This window comes from Actinacidiphila yanglinensis (assembly GCF_900107965.1).
In the GTDB taxonomy this organism is placed as follows: Bacteria; Actinomycetota; Actinomycetes; order Streptomycetales; family Streptomycetaceae; genus Actinacidiphila; species Actinacidiphila yanglinensis.
The window spans coordinates 166,281-181,835 of sequence record NZ_FNVU01000007.1 but is presented as its reverse complement, the minus strand read 5'-3'; the positions used below and the strand labels follow the sequence as shown (position 1 = coordinate 181,835).

The 15,555-nt window shown below is 74.4% G+C and carries 14 protein-coding genes; 12 read left to right on the top strand and 2 right to left on the bottom strand.

Annotated features, from left to right (window positions below; all coding sequences use genetic code 11):
* From C4U44_RS18205 to glmM, 9 genes are all read left to right on the top strand, one after another.
* Entirely contained in the window at window positions 1-543 is a 543-nt protein-coding gene (locus C4U44_RS18205) for a (2Fe-2S)-binding protein (RefSeq protein WP_103886891.1), read from the top strand.
* Window positions 540-2,927 (top strand): aerobic carbon-monoxide dehydrogenase large subunit, encoded by a 2,388-nt coding sequence (locus C4U44_RS18200; RefSeq protein ID WP_103886890.1) that lies wholly within the window; start codon window positions 540-542, stop codon window positions 2,925-2,927. Before C4U44_RS18205 ends, C4U44_RS18200 begins: the two co-directional genes overlap by 4 nt.
* An 81-nt stretch (window positions 2,928-3,008) precedes the next feature.
* Window positions 3,009-3,899 carry an XdhC family protein gene (locus C4U44_RS18195; RefSeq protein WP_103886889.1) on the top strand — a complete coding sequence of 297 codons (891 nt, stop codon included), beginning with the start codon at window positions 3,009-3,011 and terminating at the stop codon, window positions 3,897-3,899.
* 17 nt (window positions 3,900-3,916) lie between these two features.
* A complete protein-coding gene (locus C4U44_RS18190) occupies window positions 3,917-4,810 on the top strand; it encodes an AAA family ATPase (protein ID WP_103886888.1) in 894 nt (297 codons plus the stop codon).
* A gap of 76 nt (window positions 4,811-4,886) precedes the next feature.
* Window positions 4,887-5,822 carry an SRPBCC family protein gene (locus C4U44_RS18185; RefSeq protein ID WP_103886887.1) on the top strand — a complete coding sequence of 312 codons (936 nt, stop codon included), beginning with the start codon at window positions 4,887-4,889 and terminating at the stop codon, window positions 5,820-5,822.
* Complete coding sequence (locus C4U44_RS18180; RefSeq protein WP_200823304.1) at window positions 5,819-7,258, top strand: vWA domain-containing protein; 1,440 nt, start codon at window positions 5,819-5,821, stop codon at window positions 7,256-7,258. The genes C4U44_RS18185 and C4U44_RS18180 overlap by 4 nt, the downstream gene beginning before the upstream one ends.
* Window positions 7,259-7,273: 15 nt before the next feature.
* A complete protein-coding gene (rplM, locus tag C4U44_RS18175) occupies window positions 7,274-7,717 on the top strand; it encodes a 50S ribosomal protein L13 (protein ID WP_103886886.1) in 444 nt (147 codons plus the stop codon).
* A gap of 39 nt (window positions 7,718-7,756) precedes the next feature.
* On the top strand, window positions 7,757-8,272 hold the full coding sequence (gene rpsI / locus C4U44_RS18170) for a 30S ribosomal protein S9 (RefSeq protein ID WP_103886885.1): 516 nt from the start codon (window positions 7,757-7,759) through the stop codon (window positions 8,270-8,272).
* Between the two features lie 206 nt (window positions 8,273-8,478).
* Window positions 8,479-9,837, top strand: coding sequence for a phosphoglucosamine mutase (gene glmM / locus C4U44_RS18165; RefSeq protein ID WP_103886884.1), 1,359 nt, complete (start codon window positions 8,479-8,481; stop codon window positions 9,835-9,837).
* 98 nt (window positions 9,838-9,935) lie between these two features.
* Here the strand turns inward: glmM and coaA are convergent, their stop codons facing one another.
* Window positions 9,936-10,913, bottom strand: coding sequence for a type I pantothenate kinase (gene coaA, locus C4U44_RS18160; protein ID WP_103886883.1), 978 nt, complete (start codon window positions 10,911-10,913; stop codon window positions 9,936-9,938).
* Between the two features lie 228 nt (window positions 10,914-11,141).
* Between coaA and C4U44_RS18155 the strand changes: the two genes are divergently transcribed.
* Window positions 11,142-11,510, top strand: coding sequence for a holo-ACP synthase (locus C4U44_RS18155; RefSeq protein ID WP_103886882.1), 369 nt, complete (start codon window positions 11,142-11,144; stop codon window positions 11,508-11,510).
* A gap of 156 nt (window positions 11,511-11,666) precedes the next feature.
* The gene (locus C4U44_RS18150) at window positions 11,667-13,109 is read left to right on the top strand and encodes an NAD(P)H-hydrate dehydratase (RefSeq protein ID WP_103886881.1); all 1,443 of its coding nucleotides are present in this window, start codon (window positions 11,667-11,669) and stop codon (window positions 13,107-13,109) included.
* 21 nt (window positions 13,110-13,130) lie between these two features.
* Here C4U44_RS18150 and C4U44_RS18145 read toward each other — a convergent pair whose 3' ends face one another.
* Complete coding sequence (locus C4U44_RS18145) at window positions 13,131-14,084, bottom strand: RNA polymerase sigma-70 factor (RefSeq protein WP_103886880.1); 954 nt, start codon at window positions 14,082-14,084, stop codon at window positions 13,131-13,133.
* A gap of 233 nt (window positions 14,085-14,317) precedes the next feature.
* On the opposite strand from C4U44_RS18145, the gene alr reads away from it, so the two are divergent.
* Window positions 14,318-15,505, top strand: a complete 1,188-nt coding sequence (gene alr / locus C4U44_RS18140; protein WP_103886879.1) for an alanine racemase — start codon at window positions 14,318-14,320, stop codon at window positions 15,503-15,505.
* The last annotated feature ends 50 nt before the right edge of the window (window positions 15,506-15,555 follow it).

Below are 15,555 nucleotides of genomic sequence, written 5' to 3'. Positions count from 1 at the left end.
ATGCAGGTCACCATGACCGTCAACGGTGAAGAGATCACCCGGGACATCGAGGGCCGGCTGCTGCTGGTGCACTTCCTGCGCGACCACCTCGCGCTGACCGGCACCCACTGGGGGTGCGACACCAGCAACTGCGGCACCTGCGTGGTGTGGATGGACGGCGAACCCGTCAAGTCCTGCACGGTGCTCGCCGCGATGGCCGGCGGGCGCGAGGTGCGCACCGTGGAGGACCTGGAGCAGGACGGCGAACTCGATCCCGTGCAGCGCGGCTTCATGGAGTGCCACGGCCTCCAGTGCGGGTTCTGCACCCCGGGCATGATGATGACCGCCAGGGCGCTGCTGGACCGCAACCCCGACCCGTCCGAGGCCGAGATCCGCGAGGCGATCTCCGGGCAGATCTGCCGCTGCACGGGCTACGCCACCATCGTGCGCTCCGTCCGCTGGGCCGCCGCCGAGCAGGCCGGCACACGCACCGCCGTCCCGGACGACGCGGCCGCCCTCGGCGGGACCGATGCCACCGCCACCACCACGGGGAGCGCGTCATGACCACCGCCCCGGCCCGTACCGCCTTCGAGGACAACGACCACAAGCCGGTCGGCCACGGCCGGATGCTGCGCAAGGAGGACCCGCGCTTCATCCGCGGCAAGGGCCGCTACATCGACGACCTGCAACTGCCGGGCATGCTGCATCTGGCGGTGCTGCGCTCGCCGTTCGCGCACGCCAAGGTGGTGTCGGTCGACACCGGCCTCGCCGAGGAGCACCCGAAGGTACGGCTGGTGGTGACCGGCGCGATGCTCGCCGAGAAGGGCCTGGCGTGGATGCCGACCCTCTCCAACGACGTGCAGGCCGTGCTCGCCACCGACAAGGTCCGCTTCCAGGGGCAGGAGGTGGCGTTCGTCGTCGCCGAGGACCGCTACGCGGCCCGGGACGCCCTGGAGCTGATCGACGTCGAGTACGAGCCGCTGGACCCGGTGGTGGACGTGCGCACGGCGCTGTCCGCCGACGCGCCGGTGATCCGCGACGACCTGGAGGGCAAGACCGACAACCACTGCTTCGACTGGGAGACCGGTGACGCGGCCGCGACCGACGCGGTCTTCGCCAGGGCCGACGTGGTGGTCAGCGAGGACATCGTCTACCCGCGGGTGCACCCGGCGCCGATGGAGACCTGCGGCGCGGTCGCCGACTACGACGCGGTCGACGGCCGGCTCACCCTGTGGTCCACCACCCAGGCGCCGCACGCGCACCGCACCCTGTACGCGATCGTCGCCGGGCTGCCCGAGCACAAGATCAGGGTGGTCGCGCCGGACATCGGCGGCGGCTTCGGCAACAAGGTGCCCATCTACCCCGGCTACGTGTGCGCGATCGTCGGGTCGCTGCTCACCGGCAAGCCGGTGAAGTGGGTGGAGGACCGCTCCGAGAACCTGACCAGCACCGGGTTCGCCCGCGACTACGTGATGCGCGGCGAGATCGCGGCCACCGCCGACGGCCGGATCCTCGCCCTGCGCACCCATGTGCTCGCCGACCATGGCGCGTTCAACGGCACCGCCGCCCCGCTGAAGTACCCGGCGGGCTTCTTCGGCGTCTTCACCGGCAGCTACGACATCGAGGCGGCCTCCTGCAAGATGACGGCCGTCTACACCAACAAGGCGCCCGGCGGCGTCGCGTACGCCTGCTCGTTCCGCGTCACCGAGGCGGTCTACCTGGTCGAGCGGATGGTGGACTGCCTGGCGTACGAGCTGAAGGCGGACCCGGTCGCGCTGCGCCGCAAGAACTTCATCCGCCCGGATCAGTTCCCGTACCGGACCAGGACCGGCTGGGTCTACGACTCGGGGAACTACGCCCCGACGATGGAGCTGGCCACCCGGATCGCCGGGTACGACGAACTGCGCGCCGAGCAGGCCGCCAAGCGCGAGCGCGGCGAACTCATGGGCATCGGGGTGTCGTTCTTCACCGAGGCGGTCGGCGCCGGCCCGCGCAAGGACATGGACATCCTGGGCCTGGGCATGGCCGACGGCTGCGAGCTGCGGGTGCACCCCACCGGCAAGGCGGTGGTGCGGCTGTCGGTGCAGACCCAGGGGCAGGGCCACGAGACGACGTTCGCGCAGATCGTCGCCGAGGAGATCGGTATCCCGCCGCAGGACATCGAGGTGGTGCACGGGGACACCGACCAGACGCCCTTCGGCCTGGGCACCTACGGCAGCCGCTCCACCCCGGTGTCGGGTGCGGCGGCCGCGCTGGTGGCCCGCAAGGTCCGCGACAAGGCGAAGCTGATCGCCTCCGGGATGCTGGAGGTGTCCGTCGCCGACCTGGAGTGGAGCAAGGGCGCCTTCCATGTGAAGGGCGACCCGTCGGCGTCGGTCACCATCCAGGACGTCGCGATGCGCGCGCACGGCGCCGGCGACCTGCCCGAGGGCGTCGAGGGCGGCCTGGAGGCGCAGATCTGCTACAACCCGGAGAACCTCACCTACCCGCACGGCGCCTACATCTGCGTGGTCGACATCGACCCGGGCACCGCGAAGGTGACGGTACGGCGCTTCGTCGCGGTCGACGACTGCGGCACCCGGATCAACCCGATGATCATCGAGGGGCAGGTGCACGGCGGGCTCACCGACGGCGTCGGCATGGCGCTGATGGAGATGGTCTCCTTCGACGAGGACGGCAACTGCCTCAGCGGCTCGCTGATGGACTACCTCCTCCCCACCGCCCTGGAAGTGCCCGACTGGGAGACCGGGTTCACCGTCACCCCGTCCCCGCACCACCCGATCGGCGCGAAGGGCATCGGCGAGTCCGCGACGGTCGGCTCCCCGCCGGCCCTGGTCAACGCGGTGGTGGACGCGCTCAGGCCGTTCGGCGTGCGGCACGCCGACATGCCGCTGACCCCGTCCCGGGTGTGGGAGGCGATGCAGGGGCGGGCGACGCCGCCGAACTAGCCGGTCCGGGAACGAAGGACGGTCCGGCCGGCCGTGTGCGAGCCGGCCGGCGAACCGACGAGGCGAAGGAGGTGGCGTCAGGTGCCGAAGGCGGTGAGCGCCCGCGCGCTCGAACTCGCCGCCCAGCGCGTGCCGTTCGTACACGCCAGGGTCGTACGCGCCCAGGCGCCCGCGTCGGCGCACGCGGGTGACGAGGCGATCGTCCACGGCGACGGCACCGTCGAGGGCTTCGTCGGCGGCGTGTGCGCCGAGGGCTCGGTCCGCACCGCCGCCCTCGAAGCGCTGGACGGCGGCGGCCCGCTGCTGCTGCGCATCCTTCCCGAGGGGGAGACCGGCTTCCCCGAGACGCCGGGCGCCCGGGTCGTGGTCAACCCGTGCCTGTCCGGCGGCGCGCTGGAGATCTTCCTCGAACCGGTGCTGCCACCGCCGCTGGTCGAGGTGGTCGGGCGCACCCCGGTCGCCGACGCGGTGGTCGCCTTCGCCGGGCTCCTCGGCTGGGACACCTCCCGCACCCTGCCGGCCGGCCCGCTGCCGGAACGGACCGCGGCCGTCGTCGTCGCGGGCCACGGGCGCGACGAGGAGGAGTCCATCCGCGCCGCACTGGCCGCGGGCGTGGGCCGCGTCGCGCTGGTCGCCAGCCACCGCAGGGGCGACGCGCTGCTGGACGGGATGGGGCTCGACCCGCAGGAGCGGGCCCGGATCCACACCCCGGCCGGACTGGACATCGGCGCCCGTACCGCCCCCGAGGTGGGGCTGTCCATCCTCGCCGAACTCGTCGAGGCGGTCCGCTCCGGCGAGACCCGGGTGCCGGTACCCGCACCCGGCCAGGCACCCATGGTGGTGGAGGACCCGGTGTGCGGCATGAAGGTCACGGTGCTGCCCGACACCCCGCACCTGACCGCGGGGGCCGGGGAGTTCTGGTTCTGCGGCCCGGGCTGCCGCGACCGCTACGCGGCGGGACTGGTGGGGTAGCCGGTGGGCGGCAACAGATGGTGAGCACGCTGTTCGCGGACGCCGCCGAGGTGCGCCGGCGGCTGGACACGGTCGGCTACCTCGTCGACGAGGGCACCGCGACCGCCCTGTACCTGTCCGCGGTGCTGCACCGCCCGCTGCTGCTGGAGGGCGAACCCGGCGTCGGCAAGACCTCCGCGGCCAAGGCCCTCGCCGAGGCGCTGGCCACCCCGCTGATCCGGCTGCAGTGCTACGAGGGGCTGTCCGCGGGCGAGGCCCTGTACGAGTGGAACTACCAGCGGCAGCTCCTGGCGATCCGCCTCACCGAGACCACCGAGCGCAGGCTCACCGACGCCGACCTGTTCACCGAGGAGTTCCTCCAGGACCGGCCCCTGCTGCGTGCCGTGCGCCATCGCGGCCCGCTCCCGCCGGTGCTCCTGATCGACGAGATCGACCGGGCGGACGACGAGTTCGAGGCGCTGCTGCTGGAGTTCCTGGGCGAGGCCGCGATCACCGTGCCGGAGCTGGGCACCTTCACCGCGCCGCGCCCGCCCCTGGTGGTGCTGACCTCCAACCGCAGCCGCGAACTGCACGACGCGCTGCGCCGCCGCTGCCTCTACCACTGGATCGACTTCCCCACCCCGGAGCGGGCCGTGGAGATCCTGCGCCGCTCGGTGCCCTCGGCGGGCGAGCCGCTGATCGCCTCCGCCGCGGACTTCGTCGGACGCGTCCGCGCGCTGGAACTGGACAAGCCGCCCGGCATGGCCGAGGCGATCGACTGGGTCGCGGCGCTGTCCGCGCTGGACGTCTCCCGGCTGGCCCGGCGCGACGTGCTGCGCACCCTCAGCACCCTCGCCAAGAGCCCGGACGACCGGGTCGCCGTCGCGGACGCGCTCGACGACCTGGAACACGCGCGGGAGGCCGCGCCCTGACCTGCGCGCCCGGACCCGTGCGTCCTGACCGCGCGCCGCGACCTGCGCGCCCCGACCTGAGGAGGCAGTGGAAGCCATGAAGATCGAGAACGAGTTCGGCGTCGACGTGTCCGTCCCGCGCGCCTGGGAGGCGCTGACCGACCTGGAGAGCCTGGCCCCCTGCATGCCGGGCGCACAGCTCACCGGGGTCGACGGGGAGGTGTACAAGGGCCGGGTGAAGGTGAAGGTCGGCCCGGTGATCAGCCGGTTCACCGGGTCCGCGCACTTCGAGGAGAAGGACGACGACGCCCGCCACGCGGTGGTCGCAGCCGCGGGCAAGGACGCCCGGGGCGGCGGGAACGCCTCCGCCAGGATCGACGTCCGGCTCCGCCCCGAGAAGGACGGCACCCGCGTCAGCGTCTCCACCGATCTCACCATCAGCGGGAAGCTCGCCCAGTTCGGCAGCGGCATGATCAAGGAGATCTCGGAGAAGCTGCTCGCGCAGTTCGTGGACAACCTGGAGACGCAGCTCCATAACGGCGGCCCCCCGAAGGCGGCGAAGTCCGCGGCGAGGAAGTCGTCGGCGGAGCCGCCGGTGAAACCGGCGCCGGAGGCGGCAGCGGAGAAGCCCGCCCCGAAGAAGCCCGTTGCGAAGTCCGCGGCCCAGAAGCCCGCGCCGAAGAAGCCCGCCGCGGAGAAGCCGGAACCGGGAGCGGCGGAGCCCTCCCCGCCCGCGGCAACCCCGCCGACACCTGCCCGACCCGCGCCCGCGCCGCCCGCCGCTGCCCCCACCTCGCCCGCCTCCTCCGCGCAGCCCTCCGCCCCGCGTCCGGAGGCGCCGCCTCCCGTCGCCCCCGTCGTGCCCGCGGCCACCGCCGTCCCCTCCAGCTTCGACGGCGACGACGGCGACGACGAAGCTCTCGACCTGATGGAGCTCGCGGGGCCGATGCTCTACAAACGACTGCTGCCCGCGGCGGCGCTGCTCGCCGGGCTCGCCCTGGCCGTCGTGGTGCTCCGGCGGGTGCTGAGGTGACCCCGGGGGCCGGCGCCCCGGGGCCCGGCTCCGCGCTGCTGCCCGCGGTGGACCGCGCCGCCTTCGCGGTGGCGCTCGCGGTCCGCCTGCGCGAGCACGGCGTGCCGGTCGGTCTGACCCCCGTGCAGGACCTCGTCCGCGCCCTCGGCGCCGCGCCCGCGCCGACCCGGACGCAGCTGTACTGGACGGGACGGGTGTGCCTGGTGCGCGACCGGGACGGGCTGGCCGCCTACGACACGGTGTTCGACGCGGTCTTCGGGGACGCGGTGCTGCCCGCCGACCCCCACGCGCGCCGCAAGGGGCTGGACACGCCGCCCGCCGAGCAGGGGAGCCACGAGCCGGCGCCCGGCCACTCGGCCGGCGGGCAGGACGGGGACGGCCTGCCCTGGGTGACCCTGCCCGCCGCCGTCACCGGGGCCGGCGGGCCGGAGGGCGACGAGCGCGTCGCCCTGCCGGAGCGCCTGCCCAGCGCGCTGGCGGGGCTGGCCGACACCCCCTTCGGCGAGCTGAGCCCCCGGGACACCGCGCTGCTCGGGCAGTGGCTGGAGCGGTCGCTGCCGGTGTGGCCGACCCGGCGCTCCCGCCGGTACGCGGTCGGCGCCGGCGGGACGCGGATCGAGCTGAGGGCGACCGTGGCGCGGGCCCGCCGTACCGGCTGGGAGCCCGTACGGCTGGTGCGGGCCGGGCCGGTCAGCAGGCCGCGGCGGGTGGTCGTGCTGTGCGACGTCAGCAGGTCGATGCAGCCGCAGGCGGTCGCCTACCTGCATCTGATGCGGGCGCTCGCGCTGTCCGCCGACGCCGAGGTGTTCGCCTTCGCCACGACCGTCACCCGGCTGACCCCGGTGCTGGCGCACCGCTCGGCGCGCGCCGCGGTGGCCGAGGCCGAGGCCAGGGTCGCGGACCGCTTCGGCGGCACCCGCATCGCCGCCAGCCTGCGCGCGCTGCTCGCCTCGCACCACGGCGGCCTGCTCCGCGGCGCGGTCGTCGTCATCGGCTCCGACGGCTGGGACGGCGACCCGCCCGCGCAGCTCGCCGCCGCGATGGCCCGGGTACGCCGCCGCGCCCATACGGTGATCTGGCTCAACCCCCGTGCCGCCGCCCCCGGCTTCACCCCCGGCACGGCCACCATGGCGGCGGCCCTGCCCTACTGCGACGCCCTCCTGCCCGCGGCGGACTTCGCCTCCTTGCTGCGCGTCCCCGCCGCGATCGCGCGCGCTTCCCGTCACCCTCGCGGAGGCGTTTTGACCCGCCCGGGTGCCCACGGGTATTCTGCGATGTCGTTATGCGTATTGGCTTGCTCTATCTCACGTGAGAGGCCCTTACGCCGGTCCACCGGGCAGATGACCAGCGGCTGGCCCACGGGTTGCGTCCCCGTGTGTCACCGAGGCTGTCGTGATCGCCGGGTGGCCTTGTCAGGACCAATTCACCGAAGATAGCGAAGGCCAACGACCGTGCGTACGTACAGCCCCAAGCCCGGCGACGTTCAGCGCCAGTGGCATGTCATCGACGCGCAGGACGTCGTCCTGGGTCGCCTGGCCACCCAGGCCGCGACCCTCCTGCGGGGCAAGCACAAGCCCATCTACGCGCCCCACGTCGACACCGGTGACTTCGTCATCATCATCAACGCCGACAAGGTGCACCTGTCCGGGAACAAGAAGACCCAGAAGATGGCCTACCGCCACTCCGGGTACCCCGGCGGTCTGCGTTCGGTGCGCTATGACGAGCTGCTGGCCAAGAGCCCCGAGAAGGCCGTCGAGAAGGCCGTCAAGGGCATGCTCCCGAAGAACACCCTGGGCCGCCAGATGCTCACCAAGCTGAAGGTGTACTCGGGCGACCAGCACCCGCACGCTGCCCAGCAGCCGGTGCCGTTCGAGATCACTCAGGTCGCGCAGTAGTCCCGGCCACCTGCTACCAGAAAGAATCTGAGGAGAATCGTGGCTGAGACCACCGCCGAGACCGTCGTCGAGGGCGAAGAGTCCTACGACGAGATCACGACCTTCGAGTCCGAGGCCGTCGAGGGGGAGTACACCTCCGAGTCGATGGCCTCCCGCTTCGGCGACCCGCAGCCGGCCGCCGGCACCGGCCGCCGCAAGCGTTCCATCGCCCGCGTCCGGATCATCCCCGGCAGCGGCAAGTGGAAGATCAACGGCCGCACCCTCGAGGGCTACTTCCCCAACAAGGTGCACCAGCAGGAAGTCAACGAGCCGTTCAAGGTGCTCGAGCTCGACGGTCGTTATGACGTCGTCGCCCGCATCTCCGGCGGCGGCATCTCCGGCCAGGCCGGTGCGCTGCGCCTGGGCGTCGCCCGTGCGCTCAACGAGGCGGACGTCGACAACAACCGCGGCGCGCTCAAGAAGGCCGGCTTCCTCACCCGTGACGACCGCGCGGTCGAGCGGAAGAAGGCCGGTCTGAAGAAGGCCCGCAAGGCGCCGCAGTTCAGCAAGCGCTAGTCGTTCGGGCGGGGGGCGCGGCATGCCGCTTCTCCCGGTCCGGCACGCGACGCAACGCCCCGGAGGCACATCGGTGCCTCCGGGGCGTTCGCATGATGAGCTAGGGGCGTATATGTGTGCTTGTACGACCCAGTAGGACCCTGGGACCCAGCAGGACCGCGAGACACAGCAAGGCAGAGCCGCCGCATCGCATCGGAGGAAACACTGTGGGACGACTCTTCGGCACCGACGGGGTGCGGGGCATCGCCAACGCCGACCTGACCGCGGAGCTGGCGCTCGGCCTGTCGGTCGCGGCGGCACACGTGCTGGCCGAGGCGGGCAGTTTCGCCGGGCACCGGCCGGTGGCCGTGGTCGGGCGCGATCCGCGCGCCTCGGGCGAGTTCCTGGAGGCCGCCGTGGTGGCGGGCCTGGCCAGCGCGGGCGTGGACGTCCTGCGCGTCGGTGTGCTGCCCACTCCCGCGGTGGCGTATCTCACCGGCGCGCTGGGCGCCGACCTCGGCGTGATGCTCTCCGCCAGCCACAACGCCATGCCGGACAACGGCGTCAAGTTCCTGGCGCGCGGCGGCCACAAACTCGACGACGCGCTGGAGGACCGGATCGAGGCGATCTACCAGGAGCACCGCACCGGTGCCCCCTGGCAGCGCCCGACCGGCGCCGGCGTCGGCCGGGTCCGCGACTACGACGAGGGCTTCGACCGCTACGTCGCCCACCTCGTCGCGGTACTGCCGAACCGGCTCGACGGCCTGAAGATCGTCCTGGACGAGGCGCACGGCGCGGCCTCCAAGGTGTCGCCCGAGGCGTTCTCCCGGGCCGGCGCCGAGGTGGTCACCATCGGCACCCAGCCCGACGGCCTCAACATCAACGACGGCTGCGGCTCCACCCACCTCGAACTGCTCAAGGCCGCGGTGGTCGAGCACGGGGCGGACCTGGGCATCGCCCACGACGGCGACGCCGACCGCTGCCTGGCCGTCGACGCGGTGGGCGAGGAGGTCGACGGCGACCAGATCCTGGCCGTCCTGGCGCTGGCGATGCGCGAGCAGGGCACGCTGCGGGAGGACACCGTGGTCGCCACCGTGATGTCCAACCTCGGCTTCAAGCTCGCCATGGAACGTGAGGGCATCACCTTCGTGCAGACCGCGGTCGGCGACCGCTATGTGCTGGAGGAGATGAAGGAGCACGGCTACGCGCTCGGCGGCGAGCAGTCCGGCCACGTCATCGTGCTGGACCACGCCACGACCGGCGACGGCACCCTGACCGGGCTGCTGCTGGCCGCCCGGGTCGCGGCCACCGGCCGCACGCTCGCGGACCTCGCGGGCGTGATGCAGCGGCTGCCCCAGGTGCTCGTCAACGTCCCCGACGTCGACCGGGGCCGGATGTCGCGCGCGCCCGAACTGGCCGCCGCCGTCACCGAGGCCGAGGCCGAACTGGGTACCACCGGGCGGGTGTTGCTGCGTCCCTCCGGAACCGAGCCGCTGGTCCGGGTGATGGTGGAGGCCGCCGACATCGACCACGCCCGCACCGTGGCCGGACGGCTGGCCGACCTGGTCAAGGCGACGCTGGGCTGACGCCGGCCGGCGCGGGCCGGCGAACGGGCGCGGTGCGGCGGGCGGATGCCGCCGGTCGCACCGCTCCGTACCGTCCCCGCGCCGCCCGCCGGGTGGGCCTAGAGCTTGCGCAGGCTGAGCCGTTGGACCTTGTGGCCCTCGCCCTTGCGCAGCACCAGGGTGGCGCGGCTGCGGGTGGGCAGCACGTTCTGCTCCAGGTTCGGCTGGTTGACGGTCCGCCACATCAGCCGGGCGTAATCCAGCGCCTCCTCCTCGGGCACCTGGGTGTACTTGCGGAAGTACGAGTCCGGGTTCTGGAAGGCGGTCTCGCGCAGCTTGCGGAACCGGGCGAGGTACCACTGCTCGATGTCCTCGGTGCGCGCGTCGACGTACACGCTGAAGTCGAAGTGGTCGGCCAGGCCGATCCGGGTGCGGCCGTCCTGGCCGGGCAGCGCCGGCTGCAGGACGTTGAGTCCCTCGACGATCAGGATGTCCGGGCGGCGCACCGTCAACCGCTCGCCGGGCACGATGTCGTAGCTCAGGTGCGAGTAGACCGGCGCGCCCACCTCGGGGCGGCCGGCCTTCACGTCCGCGACGAAACGGGTCAGCGCCCGGCGGTCGTACGACTCCGGGAAGCCCTTCCGCGACATCAGGCCGCGCCGCTCCAACTCGGCATTGGGCAGCAGGAATCCGTCGGTGGTGACGAGCTCGACCCGGGGGTGTTCCGGCCAGCGCGCGAGCAACGCCCGCAGCAGGCGGGCGGTGGTCGACTTGCCGACCGCGACGCTGCCGGCCAGGCCGATCACGAACGGCGTGCCCGGCTGCGCCCCCGCCGGGCCGGCCGCCGCGCCGAGGAAGGTGTTCAGCGCCCCGCGCAGGCCGCTGTGCGCGGCGATGTACAGGTTCAGCAGCCGGGACAGCGGCAGGTAGACGTCGACCACCTCCTCCAGGTCGACGACGTCGCCGAGCCCGCGCAGCCGCTCCACCTCCTCGGCGGTGAGCGGCAGCGGCGTCCGGTCGCGCAGCGCGCTCCACTGGGCGCGCGTCAGGTCGACGTAGGGGCTCGTGGCGGTGGCGGGCGGCGGCTTGGTCGGCACCGGGCCATTGTCCCGTGGGCCGGTGGCGGCGCGTCAGGAGGGTCGGCCGGGTCCGGGGCCGTGCATGACCGCGCAGGAGGGTGTGCGGCGCCGCGGGCGGGCGCGTCGCCGGTGCGGATGCGCGGCTGTCCCGCCCCCTAAGCTGGCCTCCATGGACGGCAGCACGCGGCGGGTCGGGCCGGTCGGCGGGACGGCGGCGACGGCCTCTGTGACGGAAGCGGGTGGCGCGTGATCGTCGGCGTCGGCATCGACGTGGCCGAGATCGAGCGCTTCGAGGCGGCCCTCGCACGTACCCCGAGCATGGCCGGACGCCTCTTCACGCCCGCCGAGTTGCTGCTCCCGTCCGGTGCGCCCCGCGGTTCCGCGTCGCTGGCGGCCCGGTTCGCCGCCAAGGAGGCGCTCGCCAAGGCGCTCGGCGCGCCCGCGGGTCTGCAGTGGCTCGACGCGGAGATCACCACGTCCCCGGCCGGCCAGCCCCACCTCAGCGTCCAGGGCACGATCGCCGCGCGCGCCGAGGCCCTCGGCGTCCGCAGCTGGCACGTCTCGCTCTCGCACGACGCGGGCATCGCCTCGGCCGTGGTCATCGCGGAGGGCTGACCCCTGACCGGGAGCCGCGGCCGGTCCCCGGAGTCGGCCCGCGTCCCGAAGCCCGCGTCCCGAAAGCCCGAAGTCCGCTCCCCGAAAGGTGGTCCGCCGGGGCAGGCGGGAGGATGGGGGGGTTCGGACAGCGCGCGGCTCGGCGGGAGGCAGGGCATGAGGTACGGGCACAGTGTGGAGGCCGTGCGACGGGCCGAGGGGGCCCTGATGGCGCGAGTCCCGGAGGGCGCGCTGATGCAGCGTGCCGCGGCCGGGCTGGCGGCGGCGGGGGCCGACCTGCTCGGGAGGGTCTACGGGGCCCGGCTGGTGGTGCTGGTCGGCAGCGGCTCCAACGGCGGCGACGCGCTCTTCGCGGCGGCCCGGCTGCTGCGCCGGGGGGCGTCGGGCACCGCGGTGCTGCTGGCCCCCGAGCGGGCGCACGGCGAGGGACTGGCCGCGTTCCGGGCGGCCGGCGGCCGGGTGACCGGGGCCGACGGCGGAGCCGGCGTGATCGCCCACGCCGACCTGGTTCTCGACGGCATCACCGGTATCGGCGGGAAGGGCGGCCTGCGCCCCGAGGCCGAGCCGCTGGCACGGGCGGCACGGGAGTCGGGCGCGGCAGTGGTCGCCGTCGACCTGCCCAGCGGGGTGGACGCCGACACCGGCGAGGTGCACGGCCCGGCGGTGCACGCCGACGCGACGGTGACCTTCGGCACGTACAAGCCCGGGTTGCTGATCGATCCCGCGGCCGAACGCGCCGGTGCGCTGCGCCTGGTCGACATCGGCCTGGACCCCGCGGAACTGGGTACCCCGGCGCTGGAGGCGCTGCAGCACGCGGACGTGGCGGCGCTGCTGCCGCGCCCCACCGGGGAGAGCGACAAGTACCGGCGCGGCGTGGTCGGTGTGGCCGCCGGCTCGCGGCGCTACCCGGGCGCGGCGGTGCTCGCGGTGTCCGGTGCGCTGCGCGGCGGCGCGGGTGCGGTGCGGTACGCCGGTCCGGGCGGCGCGGCGGTGCTCGCCCGGCACCCGGAGACGCTGGTCTCGACGGGCTCCCCGCACTCCGCCGGGCGGGTGCAGGCGTGGGTGGTCGGGCCCGGCCTCGGCGACACCGCCGAGGCGCGCACCGCCGTGGACGACGCGTTGGCCGCGGACGTGCCGGTCCTGGTCGACGCGGACGGGCTGCGGCTGCTCACCCCCGAGGCGGTCCGGCGGCGCACCGCGCCCACCGTGCTGACGCCGCACGCCGGGGAGGCGGCGGCGCTGCTCGGCCGGGCCCGCGAGGAGGTGGAGGCGGGGCGGCTGCGCGCGGTGCGCGAGCTGGCCGCCCGGTTCGGGGCGACCGTGCTGCTGAAGGGCTCCACGACCCTGGTGGCCGACCCGGACCCGGAGCGCCCGGTGCGGGTCAACGCGACGGGCATCGCGTGGCTGGCCACGGCGGGCAGCGGAGACGTGCTCTCCGGCCTGACCGGTTCGCTGCTCGCCGCCGGGCTCGCGGCCCGGGACGCCGCGTCGGTGGGCGCGTATCTGCACGGCCTGGCCGCCCGGTTGAGCGAGGTGCCGCTGACCGCGCTCGACCTCGCCGACGCGCTGCCCCGCGCCTGGCGGAACGTGTCGGAGTAGGGCGGCCCGCGAAGTCCCGCGCTAGGCCCCCGGCAGGGTGTCGGCCGGGGGCGCCAGGCCGCGCAGCTTGTCCGGGTTGACCTGGAAGCGCAGTTCGGCGATGAGGCCGCCGGCGACCTCGAAGGTCAGCGCGCCGGCGGGCCGGCCGCCGAAGGTGAACAGCACGCCCGGCCGGCCGTTGATGCCGGCCGGCTCCGCGGTGATGCCCGCCACCTGCGGCTTGGCGAGCACCCCGAGCACCCAGCGGGCGACGGGCTCGGGGCGGTGCAGTGGCCGGGTGGCCGCGGTGACCTTGCCGCCGCCGTCGGACCAGGCGGTGACGTCGGGCGCGAGCAGTTCCATCAGCGCGTTGAGGTCGCCGCCCGCACTGGCCGCGAGGAACCGCTCGGTCAGCTCGCGCCGTGCCGCGAGGTCGACGTCCTCGGTGGCGTAGCGGGCCCGGCCGGCCTGGACGTGGCCCCTGGCGCGGTGGGCGGTCTGGCGTACGGCGGGCTCGGTACGGTCCAGGAAGCCGGCGATCTCGGCGTAGCCGTAGCCGAAGGCGTCGTGCAGCACGAACACCGCCCGCTCCAGCGGGCTCAGCGACTCCAGGACCACCAGCATGGCCATCGACACCGAGTCCGCGCGTTCCGCGTGCTCGGCCGCGTCCGGGCTCGCCAGGCCGGTGAGCAGCGGCTCCGGCAGCCACGGCCCGACGTAGGTCTCCCGGGTGGCGCGGGCGGAGGTGAGGCGGTTGAGGCACAGGTTGGTGACCGTGCGCACCAGGTAGGCGGTCGGGCGCTCGACCCGCGCGCGGTCCGCGGCCGCCCACTTAAGCCACGCGTCCTGGAGCACGTCCTCGGCGTCGGCGACGCTGCCGAGCATCCGGTACGCCGTCGCGAACAGCAGCCCCCGGTCCCGCGTGAAGGAGCCGAGCGCGTCGTCCGGCCCGGACCCGGTGTCCCCGTCCACCCCGCCCCCGGAAGATCGGCTCATGGCGTTCACCCTGCCACCGGCGGCGGTGGGGCGGCAATCATCCGCGCGCACGCGGTGACCCTCACGCCCTGAGGGTCTTCGGCGCCTTTCGATCGCCTCGTCCGCGGCGGACAGCCCGCGCGGCGCCCCGGCCGGGCCTGAGAGACTTGCCGCGTGCGTCCGTGCGGGCTCGGGCGCACGTGAGCCCGTCTTCGCCCAGGACCGCACCACGAGTCACCGCAAGGATCGCCGCCATGGACACCGACCGCGCAGTTCCGGCCGACGCCGTCGTCGACCCCGTCGCCGAACCCGCGCTCCGCGCGCACGCCCGGATCGACCTCGACGCGCTGCGGTCCAATGTCGCGGCGCTGCGCGCCCACGCGCCGGGCGCCGCCTTCATGGCCGTGCTGAAGGCCGACGGCTACGGCCACGGCATGGTCCCCTGCGCCCGGGCCGCGCGGCAGGCCGGGGCCGAATGGCTGGGCGTGGCCACCCCGCAGGAGGCGCTGGCCTTGCGCGCGGCGGGCCTCGGCGGGCGGGTGCTGTGCTGGCTGTGGACGCCCGGCGGCCCCTGGCAGGAGTGCGTCGAGGCCGACATCGACGTCACGGTCAGCGCGCGGTGGGCCCTGGACGCGGTGGTCGCGGCAGCGCGGGCGGCGGGCCGCACCGCGCGGGTGCAGCTCAAGATCGACGCCGGTCTCGGCCGCAATGGCGCGCAGCCCGCCGACTGGCCGGACCTGACCCGGGCGGCCCGCGCGGCCGAGCGGGCGGGGGCCATCCGCGTGACCGGCGTGTGGTCCCACTTCTCGTGCGCCGACGAACCGGACCACCCCTCGATCGCCCGCGAGCTCGCGGTCTTCCGCACCGCCCTCGACCAGGCGGACGACGCCGGGCTGGCCCCGGAGGTCCGGCACCTGGCCAACTCCCCGGGCACCCTCACCCTGCCGGAGGCCCACTTCGACCTGGTGCGGCCGGGCGTGGCGATGTACGGGATCTCGCCGGTGCCGCAGATCGGCGGGCCGGAGAGCTTCGGGCTGCGCCCCGTGATGACGCTCGCGGCCGCGCTGGCGTCGGTCAAGCGGGTCCCGGGCAACCACGGCGTCAGCTACGGCCACACGTACGTCACCCCGGGTGAGACCACGCTTGCGCTGGTCCCACTGGGGTACGCAGACGGTGTGCCGCGGCACGCGTCGGGAACCGGCCCGGTGCTGGTGGCCGGGAAGTGGCGGACGGTGGCGGGACGGGTGGCGATGGACCAGTTCGTGGTGGACCTCGGCGGCGACGTCGCGGCGCCGGGCGACGAGGCGGTGCTCTTCGGCCCCGGCGACTCCGGCGAGCCCACCGCCGAGGACTGGGCGCGGGCCTGCGGCACCATCGCCTACGAGATCGTCACGCGGGTCGGGCCGCGGGTCCCGCGGGTGTACGTGGGCGAGCAGGCGTGAGGGTGCGGACCGCGGCGGCCCCGCGGACCGTCTGCGCAGTGCCCGCGGGA

Coding starts and splice junctions, on each gene's coding strand:
- C4U44_RS18190 (WP_103886888.1), top strand. CDS start 3,917: ATGGTGAGCACGCTGTTCGCGGACGCCGCCGAGGTGCGCCGGCGGCTG.
- C4U44_RS18200 (WP_103886890.1), top strand. CDS start 540: ATGACCACCGCCCCGGCCCGTACCGCCTTCGAGGACAACGACCACAAG.
- C4U44_RS18185 (WP_103886887.1), top strand. CDS start 4,887: ATGAAGATCGAGAACGAGTTCGGCGTCGACGTGTCCGTCCCGCGCGCC.
- C4U44_RS18205 (WP_103886891.1), top strand. CDS start 1: ATGCAGGTCACCATGACCGTCAACGGTGAAGAGATCACCCGGGACATC.
- C4U44_RS18150 (WP_103886881.1), top strand. CDS start 11,667: ATGAGGTACGGGCACAGTGTGGAGGCCGTGCGACGGGCCGAGGGGGCC.
- alr (WP_103886879.1), top strand. CDS start 14,318: ATGGACACCGACCGCGCAGTTCCGGCCGACGCCGTCGTCGACCCCGTC.
- C4U44_RS18145 (WP_103886880.1), bottom strand. CDS start 14,084: ATGAGCCGATCTTCCGGGGGCGGGGTGGACGGGGACACCGGGTCCGGG.